Source organism: Croceitalea sp. MTPC5, from assembly GCF_036985505.1.
Taxonomy (GTDB): Bacteria; Bacteroidota; Bacteroidia; order Flavobacteriales; family Flavobacteriaceae; genus Croceitalea.
In genome coordinates, this window is the sequence record NZ_BTGQ01000001.1 from 687916 (window position 1) to 709799 (window position 21884).

Sequence of the window (21884 nt, forward strand, 5' to 3'; positions counted from 1 at the left end):
TTAAGTGGCCTTTACAAAACCTTTTCGTACTTGTGACCCCCATCCAGATTTTACCCGAAATAGTTTTTTATAGTTGCCCCGTACGGCAGACCATACCACTATGGGGTGAAAAACAAAGGGTTCTATCAGAGCGCATAACATAAGCGTCAAAATATCTTTGGTTCGCTTGTATTCGTTATAGGTATAGACATCCCAGAGAATGGCATAAAAGGAGAACATGACCGAGAACATGTAGATAGTGGCGGTGATTGCCACAAAAAATTCCCAATTCAAAATGCCGAGGTACCAGAACAATATGATCGTAAAAAAACCAAAGAATTCCATTAAGGGGGCCAGCCATTCGTAAAAAAACCAATAGGGGTAGCTCACTAGGCCAAGCCGACCAAATCGCGAATTGAAAAACATATCCTTGTGTTTGAATAGGGTCTCAAGGTTTCCCCTAGCCCAACGATCTCGTTGGTTGACAAATATCTTAAGGTCTTCGGGCACCTCGGTCCAACAAAGTGGATCCGGAATATACTCAATGGTATATGATTCTTTCAATTCATGCATATAACGGCGCATTCTAAAAATGATCTCCATATCCTCCCCTACAGTATTGGTATCATATCCACCTACCGCCAAGGCTATTTCACGATCAAAGAAACCAAACGCCCCAGAGATGATCAAAAGGCTATCGATCCTACCCCAAGCCATTCTGCCCAACAAGAAAGAGCGGGTATATTCCAACAACTGAAACTTGGCAAGCCAATTTTCGGGCAATCTGATTTCCTCCAAGGTCCCCCCTGAAATTCCACAAGAATTTGCAACCCGAATGACCCCACCAACTGCGATGACCCTTTTTTTACTCCGTTGATAAAAAGACTTCACAACGTGTAAAAGGGCATCTGGCCGTAAAAGACAATCTACGTCGATACAACCCACGTACTTACTTTCTGATAGGTATATACCGGTATTGATCGCATCTGATTTGCCCCCATTCTCTTTATCCACCACCGTTAATTTTGAAAATGAGGGTTGTTTTGATTTATATATACCACGTATGGGCTTTGAACGCCAGTTTGGGTCAATAAGGCGGTCTATCTTTTCAAGATGATACGCATTGATCATCTTTTCAAGTGTGTCATCTTTGCTACCGTCATTTACTACCATTACCTCATAGTTCACATATTTCAGCGATAACAGGGAACGAATATTCTCAACAATGGTAAGCCCTTCATTGTATGCAGGTGCAATAATGGTAATCGTTGGTGCCAATGGTGATGCCATTACTTTTGAAAGATCGCCAATGCTGTTCTTATTTCTATAATGAATGGCATTTCTAGTCGACAAATACCCCATTATGGTAAACATGGCGAACAGTATTACCGAAAACACCAAGAAAACGGTGTTGATGTATTCAATGATTATATCAAAAATCCCACCACTCATTGATCTTCTAAATTTTGGTTTTCAGTGGCTATCATAGCAAAGAATTCAGCTGACAATTCAAAATTCAAGCCTAGGTCTTCTTTCTTGTCTTCCTTATCATATGAAATTCCCAATTCGTCATAAAGAAAACAGAGCTCTAAGGGAATCCGTTCGTCTTCGATATCATCATCGGTCGTATTACTTGGTTCATTTTGTACAGGAATCTCAGCTAGCTGATCAGTGTCCGACGAGTTGGTTTGGTCGAGCGTCTCAGAATGAGCGGGGTCAGTGGTTTCATGCACTTCGGAACCTAATACTTTTTCTGGATATTTTTTAGTGAGATATGCAAGTGCCTTCCCTGCAAGCTGTTTGATCTTTCCTTGTTCAGTCTGCACCAAATTCCGTAGCAATGGAATCTCTTTTTCATCACCGATATCCATCATCTCATTGATCAAGATGGCCTTAGAATCCATATCAGAGGCATAACGATACAATTCGTAAAAAACACTGTATTCCGGAAGTTTGTCTTCGGGCTTTGATACTGCAGGTAGTTCTTCGATTTCTTCTTCCATCCCGATTTCGTTATCGAGATGTTTCAGTTTATTGAAAGCCCGAAAGCGCAACTCTGATTCTTCTTCATTTTCTACGATAAATTCCAAGACACTAATTGCTTCTTGATGCCCTGGTTTTTCAAAACTATCAAGAAAAAGGCTGCGCTCTTCTGAAGACATCCGTTGATAGCCTTCCTGTAGTTCGTCTAAATTATCTTTTGTGCCGGTTTGATCAAGGTTCACATCAATAAGACCTAACGACTGATTTAGCGATTGATCAAGCTCATACTCCAATTCAGTCAACAACGGACTTTCTTCGGTCTCAATGTTACTTACGGTCTCAGCCCCATCACCTGAAATTTTATCGGATAACAGTTGCGTCGTTTCTGGCGATTGCCCATCGGCAACCAAATCATAGACTTCCACTTCATCCACTTCAATTCCGATAGCTTTTTGAGTATAGGTAACTTCATCGCAATCAACATCTATTTGCAAGAAATCCGCATCCTCTAATCCGCTTTTATCCCTTACGATCGGTGTATTTAAATCTTCAATAATGTCTCGGGTCGGTAGTACCGTGTCAGGTGCTATGGTATTTATCGCCCCATTTGCCTTGCTCACTACCGCAAAATTATGCTCTACACTGCTGACCTCATGCAAGAACATCAGATCACCCTGATTCCCTATTTTGCCAACGGTATCCAAAATTTGGATCTTCACTTTGGTATTGCACTTCCAAAAGACTTTTTTGAGTATATCAACAGAGTCGAAAAAATTGAACTCTTGAATACAATCGATGGCCGCAATTTTAACTTCGTCATTCTTATGTTTGACAAGCTCGGCAATCGAAGCAGCCGCATCATTTTGGTTGAAGTGTCGTATCAAGCGTAAGCTAAAAAGCACCACATCTTTATTGTGGGAAACCAACCATGATTTGAACTTGGGTGGTTGATAGTCATTAATGGTACCAATGGCCTCGATAAGTTTTAGTTGCTGCCATTCACTTATTGCATATTTTGTAGTATCCAACAAATGCTCTATACCATGATCGTTTAAGGAAACAATAGCAATTTCAGCTTGCTTTCGTACAACACCTCGGCGATCATTGATGAATTTTGAGATTAACTGAAAAGAGTCTGCAACCTCCATTTGGGATAGTTCAAGAATACCTTGGGAAACGGTATTCCATCGCCAGCTCGATAATTTCTTAAAGGAATCATGATGTAAACCGAGTTCTATGAAGAGCTTAAACAGACGGTTTCTCGCATCCCCCGAAATATCCCTTTGCAAATCAAAAAGAATATTTGCCAATATTTTACGAAAGTTCTTATCCCCGAGATATTCACGTATCTCGATCTTTAACCTCACATATTCCTTTTGTTCCTCTTTTGGGTCTTGTGGGGTATAAAATAAAAAATTACTTATCACGGGTGCCAATTCGGCCCTTTTACTTTTTCTTTTTCGTGCGATACTTGAAAATCGATTTCTAAAAAAGAAAATGAATAAAAAGTAAAGCCCTCCCAATATTAGAAACAACACGGTAAGGTCCCATAAAATATCGGTATGGATCTTTGGGGAACTGATCAGTAAATAATGGCAATATGTAATTTTACTTATACTCAATAATATCTATTAAGTTCTCTTGCTACCCGAATCAACAATTCTGTGGGACTTACGGGTTTGGCTATAAAATCATTTGCCCCCAACTTTAGGGCACTTACAACATTTTCCTCATTAGAGGCTGCCGATATGAGAATGATGGGTATATCCGTTTTTAAATCATTTCTTAAATAATCGACCAACTCGATACCTGAAAAATAAGGCATCATGACATCACTGATTATGGCATCGGGCAATTGTTGAGTAATTGCCGTTTTCATTTGATGGCCATCATGCTTTACAGCGACCACATAACCGTCTTTTTCTAAACGGTATTTCAATAGTGATGCGAGCATGGTATCATCTTCTGCCAACAATAGTCTTTTTGGTTTCAATTTGGGACTGGTTTATTATTTTAACTTCTTGATTTCTAAGTCAATGAATTTTTCTACTTTGGGGTACTCCTCTAAAAATCGATGGTATAAGACCGTAAGGGCCTGCGTATCTTTACTTTCTTTACAGGTTTCCGATATCGTTTCACATATTTCGAACAGACTACTTGCCTCCATCATCTTCAACGATGATTTTATCTTATGGGCAGCAAAGCCAATGCCTTGCAGGTTGTTGTTTTGCAAGTGCATTTTGACCTTTCCGATAAACTCTAACATATTTTGCTTGAAAAGGCGTATCAATTCGTCTAAAAGTTCAATCTGCCCAAGGCACTCTTCAAGTATGGGAGCCAAGTTTGCAGGGTTCATTTTCGGTCCAGCTACCCAATTATTGGGGGTGCCGGTATTGCCCACCCTATTTTGGTTCAAATGGAACCCCATCATATTTTGCAGCTCATCAGAATTATACGGCTTTAATATAAAGTCGCTCACTCCGTATTCATGGCACTTGTCTTTGTCAGAAGCACTCATATCTGCCGATATTGCGATAATGGGTATGGTTTGAAGCATATAGTTACTATTGTTCCTTATTCGTCTTGTTATCTCAAAGCCATTCATGCCAGGCATTCGCAAATCCATCAGTACCATATCGAAATGATGGTTTTCCAAAAGTTTGAGTCCATATAGGCCATTGGCCGTTATAATGGTTTCACAACCCCAATTTTTCAACCGGTTCTCCATTAATTTCTGATTGAGCGTGTTGTCTTCAAAAACCAATACCTTGGTCCCTTCAAGGCCCTTCCCTTCCACTCTTTTGTTTTGCTTGGTCACTGTTTGCTGAACATCGTCAGTCGCGGCTTTTTCAAAGGGAAGTGTTACTTTGAATACCGTACCCCTGCCCAAAGTACTTTGCACCGTAATTTGGCCCTTCATTTTCCCTATCAATTCTTTAACTATGCTAAGACCCAGACCCGAGCCCCCATATTTCAATTGTGTATCGGGTTCAGCTTGTTGGTAAGTCTCAAAAATGTCATTTAATTTGTCATTGGCAATACCGATGCCGGTGTCAACCACGTCAAAGTCTAAAAACACCTCGTTATTTTCTTCTTTGATAAAATGGACTTTCAATTGAATCTTGCCTTTTTCAACAAATTTCACTGAATTCCCCATTAGGTTCAGTAGTATCTGGGAGAGCTTTGCAGGATCCCCTATCAAGGAATGTGGTATGCCTTCGTCCATTGTGACCTGAAGGGTGATATCTTTATTCGTAATCAGGGTCCTACATAAAAAACCAACTTCGTTAACGAGATTTCTTAGATTAAAGGGAACTTTGGCGAACTTCTCACGACCAGCGGCCAGTTTAGAAAACTCCAAAAGTTCGTTTACAATATCCATCAAGTTTTGTGAAGCCTTTGAAAGTGCATTGGTAAGCTCAAATTGCTTTTGGGTCAATGGGGTCTCCTTCAAAAGATCTACAAAACCAACGATCCCGTTCAAGGGAGTTCTAATTTCATGACTTACGTTGGCAATGACGGTGTGCTCTTTTGAATTATTTATGGAAGTTACCGTCAATGCATCAGCCTGTAAAGCGGCTACACTGTCGCCGCCAAACACCTTGGTCTCAAGTCCATTTTTAAAGGACTCAAATGACTTCTTCAATGCCTTGGCCTCAGTAGTATTCAACTCTGAAAATGAAAAGCTATCCAAGCCATTTTCCAGTTTCGATAAATGCGTTAGTAATTCTCGAGTGTTCAATTATAGTGGATTAAAGTGTATTGGGTCTCAATGGAAAAACCTAATAAACTGGTTTATATAAGATTAAAACTCTTCATTTCACCTACAGTGTCCAATTAATTGTTACCTAGTGGTACTAATTTGTTGTCAAAGCGCCTTATTTGTAGGTATAGCTATTGATAAAATGGGGAAACCGGTAGTATTGATGGCATGCCTGATAATGCGGTGGCAATGGAAAACGGAAAAGAATAGCATGGAATTCTTTTGACAAGAGGCGTACCCAATAGATGGGGAATTAGTTCGCATTTATCCTCAAGATAGTAATACAGGTAAAGAATCGAAACCCCTCTTTTTACAAACACAATATATTGGTTGTTAGACTTTTGAAACTCATTACCTAAAGTGTATTCAGATAGACTTATTTTGCAAGATATAGATGGACTATCTTAAGTTCTGTGAGCATTCAATTTATCCATAAAGTACTAATGCCCTTTACGGATTAAATAGTTTAGATAAATAAATATAAATATTTGAAAAATAGACTATTGTAAAAATTAAAGGATAATTGCATAATCTACTAGGTGATTGTTTCGCAATCGTTAGGCTGAGCTTGCCTTATCAGAAGACAAGGGCCATCTAGGCCTCTTCGGTACCGTTAAAAACACCAGGCATAGTATGGTATACGTTATTACCCGAAATCGAATTGCCCAAGTAGAATTTGGACTATGGGCTCAGAAATTAGGATGGAAAAAAAGGGTTTCGCCCTGAAGAACGTATCCGCTTTCTTCTTCGATTCATATGAAACTTACGGGGGAACGTTGACCTGGCATTTATCTTTAAGACCATACCAATTATTGAAGTGGCAAAAGGCACTTGGCCACTACCCTTTTGCTTCCAGTTTTTCTAGACGATCTTTCACGTACTCGATTTTTGTTTTACCGTGGGGCTTTGGTTTTCCCTTTTCATCTAGATTTACCAAAATCACGTTATCAACGGTCACAATGGTTTCATGATTCATCTTATTTCGCACCTCACAGTTCAGCGTTAAAGAACTTTTGCCAAACTTGGTGACCTCCATTCCGATTTCAATGATATCGCCTTGTTCGGCAGTGCTCATAAAATTCACCTCTGACATATATTTGGTTACAACCCTCTTATTTTCCAATTGGATAATACCATAGATTACGGCCTGCTCATCAAGCCACGCCAACACTTTGCCCGCGAACAAGGTGCCATTGGCATTTAGATCTTCTGGTTTTACCCATTTTCTGGTATGAAAACGCATGTCTTTTTTTTATAAAATTATGCTAGAAATACGATTAAAAAGGGATTTTGGGTTTTATCTACCATGTTAACAGGTCGATTTGATCAATTATAAAAATTGTTAAGCCTAAACTAAAGTTTTCTTAATCCGTTGGTCTCCTTATTGCGGAAAAAATAAATTTAAGGGCCAATTTATAAACAACGCCTATTTCTTAACGTGGAAACTACACCAGAGTATTATTCCGATCCTAGTTTTACCGTGTTTCAAGTTCCTTCTTGGAGGGCCTATTGCTATAAATTTTTGTCCGTGCAAGTTTGGGGAGGACTGCCCAGTACCTTACAAAGAAAACTATCGGCATGGTATGCTAGAATATATACCAAGTCGTTTTCCAAATACTTGATAAAACCCTATTTATGGTTAAATTATAAGGACAAAACCTATTTGCAAAAGTTTGATCCGCCGTTAGGCAAAGCCAATTTTGAGAGTTTTCAAGATTTTTTTACCCGCGAGTTCAAGTCAATTCCACATAATCAGGAGCCCGCTGTTTGGCCATGTGAAGGTCTTTTGTGTGAAGCAGGAAAAGTAGGGGAAATTAAGAAAAGTACCGTGAAATATGATTCGAGGTATATTGATACTATTTTTGGGCTTCAAGCCCAAGTTATTCCGAAAGCGCACTATTTTACCAATGTATTCTTACACAATAAAAATTACCATCGTATTCACACACCAATAGATGGAACAATTACCCGAATACAGCATATACCAGGTGACTTGATCGTATTAAGACCATGGATCTATAAACAAAACCCCTCATTACCGGCCTTTAGAAACGAACGGTATAATATCGATATCAAAGATAGTGATGGAGAAACCTGGTATTTGTCCATTGTTGGCGGACCTGCCGTAGGTACTATTGAATTGCACCCTGAGGTATGCATAGGTAGTGAGGTTAAAAAATTGGATGAACTAGCCCTTTTTTATTTAGGCTCTACCTGTTGCATGGCGAGTCCGGAAGCACCTCGATATCATTCAAAAAATACCTTTGTCGAGGTCGGTACCGCCTATTAAAATAACTCCTTTTGATTATTACCAAGGGTGGTTTTAGGAATCTGAAGCCCAACCCCGAGGTTTTTATTAAGGTTTTCAATAAAATATGCAGAGAGCAAAGGGGATTCCAACTCCATATTTTGATGTACGAAAAAGTGGATGTTCCTTAGCCCTTTCGCTTTCCAATACCCCAACTTTTCGACCCAATCGTCCAATCTCGGATAATCACTTTGATGATTTGCGCCAACATAACGAACAAATGCTTCATTGTTGGTCAATCTCATATGCATGATATCCCTACGACCCGCCGTATCAACCAAAATGTTGGCAATATTGTTCTCTTCGAGTAAATGGTACAATTCATTAGCAACTTTTTCATCATTAAACCAATCGGTATGCCTGAATTCCATCGCCAATGGAAATTCTTTGGGCCAATATTCCACAAAGCGTACTACCCTGTCCCAGTTTTTGGGTCCGAAATTATTGTGCATTTGTAAAAAAATGGTTCCCAATTTTTCTTTAAGTAGGGAGGTCACCTCAAGATAGCGGTCGGCGATTTCATATACCTTATCGTTCATTCGTCGCAAATGGCTTACCTCATTGGTCATTTTCGGAAAAAACTTAAATCCAACAGGCGTTTTATCATACCATTTTTGATACGTTTCCGCAGGAAAAATACGGTAAAAGGTAGCATTGAGCTCAATGGAATTGAATTGACCGGAGTAGTACGAAAGCTCATCTTTCGTACCCCTTGGATAAAAATTCTTCAAATCTTGTCTATTCCATTTTGCGCAGCCCACGAATATCTTGAAATCCCCGTCCTTATCATGTTTTTTCAATACGATTTCAGTTTCAGGGTGATCTTCGGGAAAAGAAAAATCAATGAGCTCAGGATGCTCGACCTTACCAAATTTCATTACAGTGCTATTTAAAATCAAAGGTATGGATTTGCTGTATTAGAAGCTAGCACCCCTAATAAAGCAAAACAATAAATAAAATATGCCCAATCTGTAACATTATTAGTAATTTTCACACCTATAGCTATTACAAATAAAATCTACTAAAATGAAAAAATTGAAATTCAGTATTGTCGCCCTATTTTTCGCAATGGCGATACCACTTCAGGCCCAAACGGCTGATGAGATCATTGCCAATTATTTTGAAAATACCGGAGGCATGGATAACTGGAAAAACATGACTGGTATGAAAATGACCGCTAAGGTAAATCAACAGGGGATGGAAATTCCATTGGAAATTTACCAACTTAAAGACGGGCGCCAAATGACCGTCATTACTTTTCAAGGTAAAGAGATCAAACAAGGGGTTTTTGATGGGGAGACCTTATGGAGTCATAATTTCATGACGATGAAAGCAGAGAAGAGCGATGCCGAGCAAACCGCTAATTTTAAGTTGAATACCAACGATTTCCCAGATTCTTTTATGGATTATAAAGAAAAGGGCTATACCGTAGAACTTATGGGTAAGGAAACCATTGACGGTGCCGAGACCTATAAGATAAAACTGGTCAAAGAACCTATTATGGTCGACGGAAATCAAGAAGAGGATATTTCTTTTTATTTTTTTGATACCGAAAACTTCGTACCCATTGCAGTACAATCAGAAATCAAATCAGGACCCGCGAAGGGCCAGACGTCTGAAACTACCATGAGCGACTATCAAGAGGTTGACGGAATGTACTTTCCATTTTCAATGACCCAAGGTGTCAAAGACGGCCAATCACAGCCTATTACAATAAGTGCAATTGAACTGAACCCCACCGTGGACGACAGTTCTTTTAGCTTTCCTGAGGAAGTCGGTGAAGAAAAAAAATAAATGCTACTAAATTTTGAGGGACCCCTATGTGGGTCTCTTTTTTTTAAACCTATCAATCATGAAAAAAATATTTATATCGGGTCTCGTACTGGGGTTAGCGTCTTTGACAACAGCTAACGCACAAGACTTGGGCTCCATTGATGGTAAAGCGCTTTTTGGCGATATGAACGCACGTCATATTGGGCCGGCCTTAATGAGTGGTCGTATTAACGACATGGAAAACCATCCTACGAACAGTAGGATAATTTATGCCGGAACGGCCGGTGGTGGCGTTTGGAAATCCAACGACGCAGGTACTACGTTCAATCCGATTTTTGATGACTATTGCCAGTCTATCGGGGCTGTCGAACTTGACCCCAACGACCCTGACAATACCATATACGTAGGTACGGGTGAAACCTGGACGCGCAATAGCGTATCCGTTGGTGATGGCCTATACAAATCTGTCGATGGCGGTGCCAACTGGACAAAACTAGGTTTTGAAAACTCTGACCGAATTGCCAATATCATTGTAAATCCAAAAAATTCAAATGAGGTTTATGTTGGTGTGCTAGGCGCACTTTGGGGCGATAGCGAAGAACGCGGTGTCTATAAATCAACTGATGCCGGAGCAACTTGGGAAAAATTGTTATATGTAGATCAAAAAACCGGATGTGCTGATTTGGCAATGGATCCCTCAGACCCAAATACCTTATATGCCAGTATGTGGGAGTTCAGAAGAACAGGATGGTCTTTCGAATCTGGCGGGGCCAATAGCGCCCTTTATAAGTCTACCGATGCGGGTAAAACCTGGAATAAGATCCATAATGGTTTCCCAGAAGGAAAACTAGGCCGTTTGGGCATAGCGATTGCCCCTTCCAATCCTAAAGTTCTTTATACGGTAATCGAAGCGGAAAAAAATGAACGTAAAGGTCTATATCGCAGTAATGATGCCGGTGCAAGCTGGGAGCAATTGAACAATGATTTCGGTATTACCGTACGTCCCTTTTATTTTTCGAGGATTGTCGTCGATCCCAAAAATGAGGATGTGGTAGTTAAAGGTGGTTTGAGCGGTTCCATATCGAGGGATGGTGGAAAAACCTTTAAGGCTTTAGGTAACATGCACTCTGACATTCATGATATCGTATTTAGCATTAAAGATTCCGATATCATGTATGTGGGAACCGATGGAGGGGTATATCGAACCTGGGATGGTGGCACAAATATGGAAATTGTGGAAAATCTTCCCTTATCGCAATTTTACCATATTAGCGTTGACAATGCCGAACCCTATAACATATATGGCGGATTACAAGATAATGGGTCTTGGTATGGACCTTCTTCATCACCGGGTGGTGTAGAGGCCCGTGACTGGAATTCCGTTGGTTATGGTGATGGATTTCGCGTATTGAAACATCCTACCAAAAATATTATTTATTCCGAGATGCAAGGTGCAGAGAATGTGTGGCGCTATGATGTCGAAAGAAATTTGACAAAGACCATTCAGCCTTTACAGGTTTCTGAAGACCAAAAACTACGTTGGAACTGGAATGCCCCAATGGCGATAAGCACACATCAGCCTGATCGCTTTTATATGGGAAGCCAATATTTGCACAAGTCAGAAGATATGGGTGATAGCTGGAAAATCATTTCCCCAGATCTTACCACCAATGATCCAACGAAACAGAATCAAGAAGATTCAGGTGGTCTTTCGATGGATAATTCGGGGGCTGAAAACCACACTACGATTTTCACTATTGCAGAATCATCCCTAGATGAAAATGTCATTTGGGTGGGTACCGATGACGGAAACGTTCAAGTAACCCAAGATGGGGGAAAAACATGGACCAATACCGTTGCTAATATTCCTGGGCTTCCGGCAAACACCTGGTGCTATCATATCGAGGCCAGTACTTTTGAAAAAGGCACTGCCTATGCCGTTTTTGATGGGCATACCGCGAATGACAAGAACCCGTATGCCTATAAGACGACCGACTTCGGAAAAACATGGAAAAATATCATTTCCGATGATGTGGTTGGTTTCGCTAGAAACATACAAGAAGACTATGTAAACCCCGATCTATTGTTTCTAGGTACCGAATTTGGATTGTACATTACCATGGACGGAGGTGAAAATTGGAAAAAATTCACCAATAACATGCCTTCTGTGGCGGTCCATTTCATTGACCTACAGAAAAAAACCAACGATTTGGTAATGGGCACCCATGGGCGTGGAATCATTATCATAGATGACATTTCACCCCTGCGTGATATCAACGATGAGGTCTTAGCGCAAAACGTTCATTTTTTCGATACCCCTAATACCATAATCAGTGAAACGGGCGGATTTTCTGGAAACTTTGGCGGCGAGACCCAATTCGTTGGTCCCAATAAGAGCAAAGACGTGCAGATCAAGTATTACTTGAAGAAACGACACACTTTTGGTAAAATGAAAATGGAAATCCAAGACATGGATGGAAATTTAATCGCTGAATTGGGGCCGGGCAAATCAAAAGGCATCAATATCGTGGACTGGAACTATACCAGAAAGCAACCAAAAGTGGCCAAGGGCAAGACCTTCAGTTTTGGCGGATTTACCTCGCCCCAAGTTCCTGCGGGAACCTATAAGGCGGTAATGACAAAAGGTAAGGAAACCTTTGAGCACACTTTCGATGTGGTATATGATCCCAAATCACCGTTGAGCGCTACCGATAGGGAACTGAAGAACTCGACCACGATGCAATTATATGACATGACCCAAGAACTGGCATACTTGGTTTACGAGGTCGATGAAATCTTGACCCATGCCGAGGCCAAAGGCGATTCCAAAACAGTTTCGAAGCTAAATTCGCTTAAAGAAACCTTGGTCATCACAACAGGGGATAATTATGTGGGTTCTGCCGAGCCGCAGTTACGCGAAAAAATGGCGGATTTGTATAGTAAACTCGCCTCGAGCTACGATAAACCCTCAAGCTCTGAGCTTGAAAACCTTAAGGTTATTTCCACTAGGTTTGTTGACGCAAAAGAAAGTTTTGCCAAGTTGAAATCGAAATACCTCAAGAAGCAACCTCTTGAAATGAAGTCATTTGAGGTTTTTCTAGAGAGTAAATAATATTTTCAAGGCTTACAGGCCGCGTTACAAGTGGGGGTACGACCCACCGGTAACACGGCCTTTTTGTTTATAAGAAGTTGAAAACTACCCAAGGGTATTCCGATTATCGAAGGTCACATCACGTAATTTTAACTAAACAAATGCCGTATGAAAGAGCGTTCGCAGAATTTGCTAAAGGTAAGGCCCGAGATAAAAACAACTCAAATCAACCCTATGATGAGTGATGGGGAACGTTTTCAAAATGAAACGTTGAGACCTATCTTAAAGATGCAAAATGATCTGTTCATCGAAGTGTTCAAAAACTACATCAAAAAACACAAGAACGCTTTTTATGAACTTTCGTTAGAGCAAAGACTGGACTATATCGCCAAGGCCATACAAAAAGATATCAAGCTTAGAAATTCTTTAAAAGGTATGGTAATCGGTCAATTTACCGTTGAGGAATACCGGATATACATCCAGAATTCCTCTGCATTGAACAAACGAATGATGAACATGGTCATCAAACGCTTAAAAGACCAAATCCAATTATTGGAAAGAATACAATTAGCCTATTAGCGATTCCCCATTCAAATTTGTAGTCAACACAGAACCCATAAAATCAAAATAGGGTCTTATGGCCCTGAACGAATCATCGACATGACTCAGAAAATCATCTGATAAGACTTCTTGATCGGAAAAATTTCTGACAAAGATGAATTGTTTATGGCGAATCAAATCAATATCAGGATGATCTTTGTCAAACCCTTTCGGTGCCGTTTTAACCGCATCACCCTTCAAATCACCCCAAATGGTTTGTAATGCTTCTTCATTAATGATTTCCCGAAATTCAGATGCATCTACTTCCAATTCTTTTCGTATACGTAGCAAGTCCTCTTTATTCGGGGCCCAAAAGCCCGTAGCTATAAAGGTTTCCCTTGGTTTTATACATAAATGGTATCCCCCACGCCGCTCCGCTCCTGCCCTTGAGAACGAAACTGAGAATTGGGTTTTGTAAGGCGTTTTATCCTTCGAAAAGCGAACATCACGATAAATACGAAACATTTTCATTTTTTCAATCTGATCGTGCTTATTCAAATGTTCTGTCAATGCGGTGAACAGACCTTTCATTTCAAGTTCATGGGTTTTGAACTCATCCTTATGTTCCGTGAACCACTCACGGTTATTGTTTTTTTCCAATCTCTTTAAAAAATCCAGCGCCTTGCTGTTCACCATTAGGTTAGCCATATCACAAATCGGTCTTATTTTAGGCTAAAGTTAACCATTTCAACAGTGATTGCTTTTTTGAGAATATTTAATTTTGAACTGTACAAGCCAATTTGCAATGGACAAACAAAAAATAATTGCCACGCTAAGGAAGCATAAAAAACAGCCCTACTTAGACTACCGATTGAAAAGCCATACCGAAATCTTTACGGATACCCTATTCTATACCCTGTTTGACATCAATACCGACATTGAAAGTAATCTTGAGGTGTTAGAGGGACAGTTCAATGAACTGGTCGATCTTGCCTGTTGGGAAACCCATAAACCCTGTACCAAGGTCTGGAACAATTATGTGCAGCAGCTGCCCGAAATTCTTGAAAAACTGAACTTGGATGCCGAGGCCATCTTAAATTGTGATCCCGCTTCATTGTCCATACAAGAAGTCTACATGGCCTACCCTGGTTTTTATGCGATTGCCATTTACCGCCTTGCCCACGTGCTCTATAACGAAGGTTTTCCTTTAGTACCCCGATTGATGACGGAATACGCGCACCGCCAGACGGGAGTGGATATCAATCCTGGTGCGACCATAGGTAAATCATTTTTTATTGACCATGCAACCGGTGTCGTCATTGGTGAGACCGCAATTATAAAAGATGATGTGAAGATTTATCAAGGGGTTACCCTAGGGGCCCTTTTCGTCAATAAATCCCTCCGTCAGACCAAAAGACACCCCACCATCGAATCAAACGTTACCATTTATGCAAACGCGACAATCCTAGGTGGTGAGACCGTTATCGGAGAAAACTCCGTGATAGGTGGTAATGCTTGGTTAACGGCATCAATTCCGCCGAATTCAAAAGTATTCCATACCCCAGAAATTAAAATCAAAACAAGTACTAATGTCTAATTCCATACTGAACCTGATTGGAAACACCCCATTGATCAAATCAAGGGTTCTGAACGATAACCCAAACGTAACGCTATACTTCAAGTTGGAAGGACACAACCCGGGAGGGAGCGTAAAAGACCGCCCAGCCTACCATATGATCAAAATGGGTTTGGAGCGTGGGGATTTCAATAAAGATTCAAAATTGATAGAGGCCACCAGTGGCAATACCGGTATTGGATTGGCTTTGGTCGCAAGTAGCTACGGACTGGACATTGAACTGGTAATGCCTGAAAATTCAACGTATGAAAGGGTGCAAACGATGCGTGCCTATGGGGCAAAAGTAACCTTGACCCCTGCCGATATCGGCATTGAAGGTGCTCGGGATTATGTGGAAAACAAGGTGAAAAATGAAGGTTTCACCATGCTCAACCAATTTGGGAATGATGATAACTGGAAGGCACATTATAAAACGACGGGGCCCGAACTATGGAAGGACACACAGGGTAGCATCACCCATTTTGTTTCTAGCATGGGCACTACCGGCACAATTACCGGAACTTCCACGTACCTCAAAGAACAAAATTCAAACGTTCAAATCATTGGCGTGCAACCTGAAGAAGGGGCTCGCATACCGGGTATACGCAAATGGTCACCCGAATATGTACCTAGTATCTTTGACCCCAAAAAAGTAGATGACATTTTATACGTCAATGAAAAAGATGCTATCACCATGGCCAAGCGACTTGCAAAAGAGGAAGGAATTTTTTCCGGTATGAGCAGCGGTGGGGCCGCCGTCGTTGCAATACGAATTGCCAAACGATTGACAAAAGGTGTCATTGTCTCCATCGTATGTGATCGTGGTGATCGGTACTTATCCTCGAACCTCTTTGATTGATTTTTTTGAATACTAACAGTTGATAAACATCTTTATCGAAAAAAATATCTTGGGATAATACTGATACAACTGTGTCAACAGGAACATGTTGTATTGAAATGGATAGGGCTTACTAATAAGTAACCATTTCAATCTAAAGCTTTGTCAATATGCCGGGTATAGGCCTCAAAGTTTATCAAATCATTGTGTCCACCACCGGGTATGGTAACGAATGTTTTTTTGCCAAAGGCCAGGTCATAAAGCTTTTTTCCCGATTCATAGGGTACCACGGCGTCCTCCGTACCGTGGAAAATGGTTATTGGGCATGTAATGTCAGTGATGTATTTATTGGATTCGAACTTATAGGTTAACAACCACTTAACGGGCAGTATGGGGAACCGCTTTTTAGCTACTTCCAATAAATTATAAAAAGGGGTTTCCAAGACCAGTTTCTTAGGGCTATTTTTCGAAGCCGTATAGGTCGCTATCGCACAGCCCAAAGAACGGCCATAAACTATAATTTGGTCTTCACTGTAGTTTTTTAGTGTATAATCATAAAAAAGCTGGGCATCTTTGAACAAGGCCTCTTCACTAAGCTTACCCATACTTTTGCCATAAGTCCGGTAATCCATGATGATTACACTATAATCTTTTTGTACAAAAAAGGTGGCAATTTCACCCCACCGTGATAAATCCCCGGCATTGCCATGAAAATAAAGGATGGTTCCTTTCGGATTTTCACGTTTGAAATGAAGTCCATTAAGTCTGGCACCATCATCGGCGGTCAAAAAAAATTCCTCAAAAGGTTCCGTAAATTGATAGGTATGTTCTTGTGATAAGGACGTAGGTAGAAAAATTAGTTTTTCCTGTAAAAAATAGAGCATAATGGAAATTAGAAGGAATGTGGAAAGGATTATTAGGGCTATCTTTTTAAACTTTCGCATTAGATGGTTTGGAACTGTGTTTGACATGGATACTTGAACCTTCTAAATTTACTTTACCAGGCTTTGAATTTACAATTTCGGAAAGCATTTTATGATAGGCCTCAAAAGTATTGAGGTTTTTATGGCCACCACCTATCACCGTGTGAAGTGTAGTGGTCTTTGGATTTATTCGAGATAGTCTAACACTGGTCTTATAAGGTATCAAACGGTCATCGGTTCCATGAATGATGTGAATAGGACACTTCACGTATTTCAACCATTTATAGGTTGGCATGGGAAATTTGATAAGTAACGACAGCGGCATAAAGGGAATATACTTCTTTGCTACTTTACTCAAACTGTAATAGGGAGCATCTAAAATCAACATCCGAGGGTTGTTCATTGAGGCCAACTTGGTGGCGAAACCAGAACCCAATGACCTACCGTATAGTATGATATATTTCTCAGAAACTTTTTCCTTGATTTTGTTGTAAATAACCTGCATATCACGTTTTACGGCTTTCTGGGTTCTACGCCCTGTACTTTTACCGAAACCGCGATAATCTACCATAATCACGTCAAAGCCATGACGGGTAAAATCGACGGCGAATTTACCCCAACCCTTTATGCTTTTTGAGTTTCCCTTTAAATAGAAGACGACACCCTTGGGGTCTTGGGCCTTAAAACGAAGTCCGTTAATGACGGCACCGTCCCTTGTTTCTATATTATATTCTTCAGTTTCTTGGTTTTCGTAATGAAACTGAAATTCTTTTGGAAGCTTTTCCGGTTTGAACAAAAAATAGTCTTGTAGAAAGTACAAGAGTATACTGATAACCACATAGATTAGAACAGTAACTCCTATAACATAGCCAATCTCTTGCACCACTTTAATTTTCTTGAAAATACAAAAAAACTAGGGCATTGGTTTTTTTGAATGAAAAAAGGGCGCTAAGTGCGCCCTCTTCAATGATTTAATTAAGCTCTATGGTTTTTGACAGTACCTTTCTTTTCTTTTTATACCTTTTCTCAATTGTCTATCCCATGCTTCAATAGTATTCTTGATTTTTTTTCAAGATTCATCAATCCTTCTGGTCATTTGCTAGTATAATAATTTAGAATACAATACTTAATACTAAAGTATTCTGCCTCTATGGCTCTAATTTTTGAAAGGAGTTTTTGATATAACTGATTAGAAAAAATACTAGAAAGAGGATGGCTAAACCTGCTGTGATGATGGATACCATGGTTACCTCTGTAACCATTAGGCTTACTATCCCGCTTCCTAGTGCTATAATCAGATAAGTAAGTGTGTTTTTAAACATGTCACACTATATTAGATTACTTGGATTCTGAACTGGAGTCCATTTTATTGAATGATTCCACCTTAAATTCAATCTCGTTTCCATCATCTAAAGTGAAAACATACGCCTTTTCAGGATTCATTTCATCGTCTAAATTAATCGTCCTATTTTCTAATATGCTTAAGTTTTCACCATCTTCTACCGCTACCATTAAATTATCGCGGCCAGATACCAAGGTAAAATCCGTCTTTGCATTGGTAGTATAACTGAACTTAACAACTTCATCATACTGATTATCGGCATCATTATCGATTTTCACGGTTTTGACTACCACGGTTGGTGGAATGACCCTGTCTTGATTCACATTGTCCTTATCTTCCTTTTCCAACATTACCGCTTGGTTTCTAGTGGTTTCTATGAGTACCGAGTTTTTAATAAGTTCCCCATTTTGGTACAACTTATACGTTTTTTTGGTACTCTCTTTTGAAACACCGGCCTGCGTTGCATCTTGCGCGAATGTGGTTGTACCAGTTAATAATGCCATTGATATTGCTATTGTCTTATATATTTTCATTTTTATGTTTTTAGTTTAATAAATTGTTTTCAAAAATTTTATGCGTTCAAGGATGTCTTTAATTTCTCATCCTTTCTTTTGCCCCATGCATTTAGCATCCAACTACTTTTTTCCAGCTCCCTGATGTAGGCACCAATTAAATCTACCGTTCCTTCATCGTTGATGCTTTCTGCCTTCTTTATGACTTTACTCATTTGCTTTAGTAAGATACCGTGGGCAAAAAGAATTTCTTCGACCATTTTCTGGTCATTTAAATCAGACCCGCTTTCATTAATGGATGACTTTTCCAAATAGTTGCTAAAATTGCTCATCGGATGGTAACGTAGGGTTAAAATACGTTCTGCGATCTCATCGATTTTTATTCTGGCATCGGTATATAGGGTTTCAAATTTCTCATGTAAATCAAAAAAGTTTTCCCCCGTAATGTTCCAATGGAAATTCCTTAATTTTTGGTAATACAAATGATAATCAGCCAGTAGTGTGTTCAATTCGTTGACTACTGGTAATACTTGCTCTTCTTCTAAATTTAAATAGTTCATTTTTAGGTGTTTTATAACGCTGGGGTTTCCCCAGGGCCTAGTTCAAAAAATATGTTATTGTTGGTAGTGAGGAAAATTTAACGTTGCTTATATAGTGCAACCACTTTTGGCGAATGCCTGTTTACTAGAACAGTAAACCAACACCTTTAATATAAGGGCATATGAAGATTTGTCAAGTGATTTAACAAGGTTTAACCCTTTGTGATGACCATTAACATAATAGTGTGTTAAAGCCAGTCTTTTTTCTTAAAGTAAATTAACAGTCCTAAGAAAATCAATATAAAAACGCCCCATAAATAATAGTATCCGTTTTCTGTGTGAAGTTCAGGCATGTTATCAAAATTCATCCCATAAATACCGGCAATAAAGGTCAGTGGAATAAAAATGGAAGCTATGACCGTGAGTACCTTCATTACCTCATTCATTTTATTGCTCATATTGGTCATGTACATTTCCATAAGGCTGGTCGACATTTCCCTATAGAGCATGATATCCTCATTGATTTCAGAGCAATGATCAAAAGTATCACGAAGAAAAAGTTTGGTCTCTTTTTTTATTAAAGGATGTTCAGAAATAATAAGCCTATTGATCAACTCCTTTACGGGGAAAATCCATTTTCGGATCCGTAAAATTTCTTTCTTCAACAATTGGATTTTATTGGCCACATCTTTTCTGGGATTATCATACACCTCTTCTTCAAGTAATTCCAACTTATTCTTGATATCCTCTAAAACCACGAAATAATTATCCACTATGGCATCCAACAATGCGAAGAACAGGTAATCGGCCCCTCGACTTCGAATTCTTCCAAATTTATTCTCAATCCTTTTGATTACCTCCCCAAATACGTCATCTTCCGTCTCTTGAAAAACCAATACGGAGTTTTCGACGAGGATCAGGGCTACGTGTTCAATGACCAATTGATAGTGTTCATCTAAATACAACATTTTAAAAACCCCAAAAACATAATCTTCATATTCATCGATTTTTGGCCGTTGCATGGTGTCGACCAAATCTTCAAGTAGTAGGTTGTTCAACTCAAACTTTCGTCCTATGGCCGCGATGGTTTCGACATCACTTATACCTACCACATCGATGAATGACGTTTGCTTGTTCTCAAAAATGGCGCCCAGCATGTCGACGGATACACCTTTGGTTTGATACGCTGATTCGCTATAATTGATGGCCGTGATCGCCGTAACCTGTTTTCTACGATTGCCTATGTAGGTAATCGCACCAGGTGCCTCACCTAATTTTGATTTAGAACGGAACGGTTTGATACCCTTCAACTTCGGTGACTTTATGATTTTTTTCGTCATGAATGCATTACCTTGTAGCTTACAATATACATTTAAAAAAAATTTGCTTGTGAAAACTGTAACAAAAAAGTAGCGGACATAGTCTTATCAACAACATCAAGCAACCACCACATGTCAACAACGGCCAAAAATCAATCCACCTTTCAAAGAATTGAAATTATAGATGCCCTACGGGGTTTTGCCTTAGCGGGAATTGTTTTCTGCCATATGCTCGAGAATTTCGTAGCCTCACCTTTACCGATTTCTGTGATGGAATCGATGAACCCATCGATTTTAGACCAAGTGGCAAATGGGTTCGTAAGTTTTCTTTTTAGGGGGAAATTCTTTGCTTTATTCTCTTTTCTTTTTGGTTTGAGTTTTTACATTCAAATGGACAATGGAAGTAAACGCGGCACCAACTTTAGTGGTCGTTTTCTCTGGCGATTGATCCTCTTATTCGCCATTGGTTTCATACATAGTATGTTCTATCGTGGTGATATCTTGACCCTTTATGCATTTTTGGGCGTTTTCTTAATCCCGTTTCATAAAATCAATAGTAAATGGATTCTGGGTCTAGCTGCGATACTTTTTCTAGGGTTAGGTCGCTTCATCGTGTTCTATTTTACGAATGGTGAAGGCTTGCTAATGAAAGAGGAGTTGACACCTGAGAGCCCCATGATTGCAGCGTATTTCGATGTATTACGGCATGGCTCGATCACAGAGGTATTTGCCTCAAATGCCATTGAGGGTAATCTAAGTAAATTCGAGTTTCAATTCGGAATCTTCTCAAGAGGCTATTTGACCTTTGGCTTTTTCTTATTAGGCCTCTATATAGGACGAATGGAATTTTTCAAAAACCATTTTACGGAGAAGAAGTTCATAAAACATCTTTGGATAGGTGCTTTGATCCTTTTAGGAATTTCCGTCGTGGCAATGATCGCAACTTTCGCCGCTATGGGGCCGAATGTACAATTCAAGTCATGGACCGCAATGTTGGGCCTTACCTTCTTTGACTTAATGAATGTGGCAATGACGGTTTTAATCGTAGCCGTTTTTGTAATTCTATATCAAAAGAACAAACCACAAAAGTTTTTGCAAAGGTTTATAGGCTATGGTAAAATGGCTTTGACCAACTACGTTTTTCAAAGTATCTTAGGGACCTTTATTTTCTTCGGATGGGGATTGGGCTATTTAACGAAAATACCCAATACCTATGTATTCTTGATGTCCATAATTGTAATTGCATTACAAATGTGGCTAAGCAACATATGGCTTAAATATTTCCATTATGGCCCATTGGAATGGATCTGGAGAAGCCTCACCTTCCTTAAATTAATGCCTTTAAGAAGAAAATCTTAG

The 21884-nt window shown here is 39.6% G+C and carries 19 protein-coding genes; 7 read left to right on the plus strand and 12 right to left on the minus strand.

The genetic code is table 11. From position 1 onward, the window contains the following. From AACM45_RS03130 to AACM45_RS03150, 5 genes are all read right to left on the minus strand, one after another. Positions 1 to 1431 (minus strand): glycosyltransferase family 2 protein, encoded by a 1431-nt coding sequence (locus AACM45_RS03130; RefSeq protein WP_339140697.1) that lies wholly within the window; start codon positions 1429 to 1431, stop codon positions 1 to 3. Beyond that, positions 1428 to 3584: a hypothetical protein gene (locus AACM45_RS03135; RefSeq protein ID WP_339140698.1), complete on the minus strand. Its 2157-nt coding sequence runs from the start codon at positions 3582 to 3584 to the stop codon at positions 1428 to 1430. The genes AACM45_RS03130 and AACM45_RS03135 overlap by 4 nt, the downstream gene beginning before the upstream one ends. Next, a complete protein-coding gene (locus tag AACM45_RS03140) occupies positions 3581 to 3955 on the minus strand; it encodes a response regulator transcription factor (protein WP_339140699.1) in 375 nt (124 codons plus the stop codon). Before AACM45_RS03140 ends, AACM45_RS03135 begins: the two co-directional genes overlap by 4 nt. A 15-nt stretch (positions 3956 to 3970) precedes the next feature. Then, the gene (locus AACM45_RS03145) at positions 3971 to 5704 is read right to left on the minus strand and encodes an ATP-binding protein (RefSeq protein ID WP_339140700.1); all 1734 of its coding nucleotides are present in this window, start codon (positions 5702 to 5704) and stop codon (positions 3971 to 3973) included. A gap of 859 nt (positions 5705 to 6563) precedes the next feature. After that, complete coding sequence (locus AACM45_RS03150) at positions 6564 to 6968, minus strand: acyl-CoA thioesterase (protein ID WP_339140701.1); 405 nt, start codon at positions 6966 to 6968, stop codon at positions 6564 to 6566. Positions 6969 to 7163: 195 nt separating this feature from the next. Between AACM45_RS03150 and AACM45_RS03155 the strand changes: the two genes are divergently transcribed. Then, positions 7164 to 8015, plus strand: coding sequence for a phosphatidylserine decarboxylase (locus tag AACM45_RS03155; protein WP_339140702.1), 852 nt, complete (start codon positions 7164 to 7166; stop codon positions 8013 to 8015). Here AACM45_RS03155 and AACM45_RS03160 read toward each other — a convergent pair. Beyond that, on the minus strand, positions 8012 to 8911 hold the full coding sequence (locus AACM45_RS03160; RefSeq protein WP_339140703.1) for a DUF72 domain-containing protein: 900 nt from the start codon (positions 8909 to 8911) through the stop codon (positions 8012 to 8014). The genes AACM45_RS03155 and AACM45_RS03160 overlap by 4 nt on opposite strands. 148 nt (positions 8912 to 9059) lie before the next feature. Between AACM45_RS03160 and AACM45_RS03165 the strand changes: the two genes are divergently transcribed. The 3 genes from AACM45_RS03165 to AACM45_RS03175 all read left to right on the plus strand — a co-directional run bounded on the left by AACM45_RS03165 (position 9060) and on the right by AACM45_RS03175 (position 13476). Next, positions 9060 to 9827 (plus strand): outer membrane lipoprotein-sorting protein, encoded by a 768-nt coding sequence (locus AACM45_RS03165; protein WP_339140704.1) that lies wholly within the window; start codon positions 9060 to 9062, stop codon positions 9825 to 9827. 58 nt (positions 9828 to 9885) lie between these two features. Further along, entirely contained in the window at positions 9886 to 12918 is a 3033-nt protein-coding gene (locus AACM45_RS03170) for a WD40/YVTN/BNR-like repeat-containing protein (protein WP_339140705.1), read from the plus strand. Positions 12919 to 13065: 147 nt separating this feature from the next. Beyond that, a complete protein-coding gene (locus AACM45_RS03175; protein WP_339140706.1) occupies positions 13066 to 13476 on the plus strand; it encodes a glyoxalase in 411 nt (136 codons plus the stop codon). Here the strand turns inward: AACM45_RS03175 and AACM45_RS03180 are convergent. Next, complete coding sequence (locus AACM45_RS03180; RefSeq protein ID WP_339140707.1) at positions 13465 to 14145, minus strand: DUF2461 domain-containing protein; 681 nt, start codon at positions 14143 to 14145, stop codon at positions 13465 to 13467. The genes AACM45_RS03175 and AACM45_RS03180 overlap by 12 nt on opposite strands. A gap of 97 nt (positions 14146 to 14242) precedes the next feature. Between AACM45_RS03180 and epsC the strand changes: the two genes are divergently transcribed. Beyond that, entirely contained in the window at positions 14243 to 15034 is a 792-nt protein-coding gene (gene epsC, locus AACM45_RS03185) for a serine O-acetyltransferase EpsC (RefSeq protein WP_339140708.1), read from the plus strand. Continuing rightward, the gene (cysM, locus tag AACM45_RS03190) at positions 15027 to 15911 is read left to right on the plus strand and encodes a cysteine synthase CysM (protein WP_339140709.1); all 885 of its coding nucleotides are present in this window, start codon (positions 15027 to 15029) and stop codon (positions 15909 to 15911) included. Before epsC ends, cysM begins: the two co-directional genes overlap by 8 nt. Positions 15912 to 16039: 128 nt before the next feature. Here cysM and AACM45_RS03195 read toward each other — a convergent pair whose 3' ends face one another. From AACM45_RS03195 to corA, 5 genes are all read right to left on the minus strand, one after another. Then, entirely contained in the window at positions 16040 to 16834 is a 795-nt protein-coding gene (locus tag AACM45_RS03195) for an alpha/beta hydrolase (RefSeq protein ID WP_339140710.1), read from the minus strand. Then, on the minus strand, positions 16821 to 17696 hold the full coding sequence (locus AACM45_RS03200) for an alpha/beta hydrolase (RefSeq protein ID WP_339141183.1): 876 nt from the start codon (positions 17694 to 17696) through the stop codon (positions 16821 to 16823). The genes AACM45_RS03195 and AACM45_RS03200 overlap by 14 nt, the downstream gene beginning before the upstream one ends. A 455-nt stretch (positions 17697 to 18151) precedes the next feature. Next, positions 18152 to 18688: a hypothetical protein gene (locus AACM45_RS03205; protein ID WP_339140711.1), complete on the minus strand. Its 537-nt coding sequence runs from the start codon at positions 18686 to 18688 to the stop codon at positions 18152 to 18154. A 38-nt stretch (positions 18689 to 18726) separates the two neighbouring features. After that, positions 18727 to 19227, minus strand: coding sequence for a Dps family protein (locus tag AACM45_RS03210; protein ID WP_339140712.1), 501 nt, complete (start codon positions 19225 to 19227; stop codon positions 18727 to 18729). Positions 19228 to 19454: 227 nt separating this feature from the next. Next, positions 19455 to 20546, minus strand: coding sequence for a magnesium/cobalt transporter CorA (gene corA / locus AACM45_RS03215; protein ID WP_339140713.1), 1092 nt, complete (start codon positions 20544 to 20546; stop codon positions 19455 to 19457). A 111-nt stretch (positions 20547 to 20657) separates the two neighbouring features. Between corA and AACM45_RS03220 the strand changes: the two genes are divergently transcribed. Then, positions 20658 to 21884 carry a DUF418 domain-containing protein gene (locus AACM45_RS03220; RefSeq protein WP_339140714.1) on the plus strand — a complete coding sequence of 409 codons (1227 nt, stop codon included), beginning with the start codon at positions 20658 to 20660 and terminating at the stop codon, positions 21882 to 21884.

Bases quoted from the DNA above. Each gene is read 5' to 3' on its own strand.
- AACM45_RS03210 (WP_339140712.1), bottom strand. From the start codon at position 19,227: ATGAACTATTTAAATTTAGAAGAAGAGCAAGTATTACCAGTAGTCAAC.
- AACM45_RS03175 (WP_339140706.1), top strand. From the start codon at position 13,066: ATGAAAGAGCGTTCGCAGAATTTGCTAAAGGTAAGGCCCGAGATAAAA.
- AACM45_RS03165 (WP_339140704.1), top strand. From the start codon at position 9,060: ATGAAAAAATTGAAATTCAGTATTGTCGCCCTATTTTTCGCAATGGCG.
- AACM45_RS03130 (WP_339140697.1), bottom strand. From the start codon at position 1,431: ATGAGTGGTGGGATTTTTGATATAATCATTGAATACATCAACACCGTT.
- AACM45_RS03180 (WP_339140707.1), bottom strand. From the start codon at position 14,145: ATGGCTAACCTAATGGTGAACAGCAAGGCGCTGGATTTTTTAAAGAGA.
- AACM45_RS03205 (WP_339140711.1), bottom strand. From the start codon at position 18,688: ATGAAAATATATAAGACAATAGCAATATCAATGGCATTATTAACTGGT.
- epsC (WP_339140708.1), top strand. From the start codon at position 14,243: ATGGACAAACAAAAAATAATTGCCACGCTAAGGAAGCATAAAAAACAG.
- AACM45_RS03195 (WP_339140710.1), bottom strand. From the start codon at position 16,834: ATGCGAAAGTTTAAAAAGATAGCCCTAATAATCCTTTCCACATTCCTT.
- AACM45_RS03220 (WP_339140714.1), top strand. From the start codon at position 20,658: ATGTCAACAACGGCCAAAAATCAATCCACCTTTCAAAGAATTGAAATT.
- AACM45_RS03150 (WP_339140701.1), bottom strand. From the start codon at position 6,968: ATGCGTTTTCATACCAGAAAATGGGTAAAACCAGAAGATCTAAATGCC.
- corA (WP_339140713.1), bottom strand. From the start codon at position 20,546: ATGACGAAAAAAATCATAAAGTCACCGAAGTTGAAGGGTATCAAACCG.
- AACM45_RS03170 (WP_339140705.1), top strand. From the start codon at position 9,886: ATGAAAAAAATATTTATATCGGGTCTCGTACTGGGGTTAGCGTCTTTG.
- AACM45_RS03160 (WP_339140703.1), bottom strand. From the start codon at position 8,911: ATGAAATTTGGTAAGGTCGAGCATCCTGAGCTCATTGATTTTTCTTTT.
- cysM (WP_339140709.1), top strand. From the start codon at position 15,027: ATGTCTAATTCCATACTGAACCTGATTGGAAACACCCCATTGATCAAA.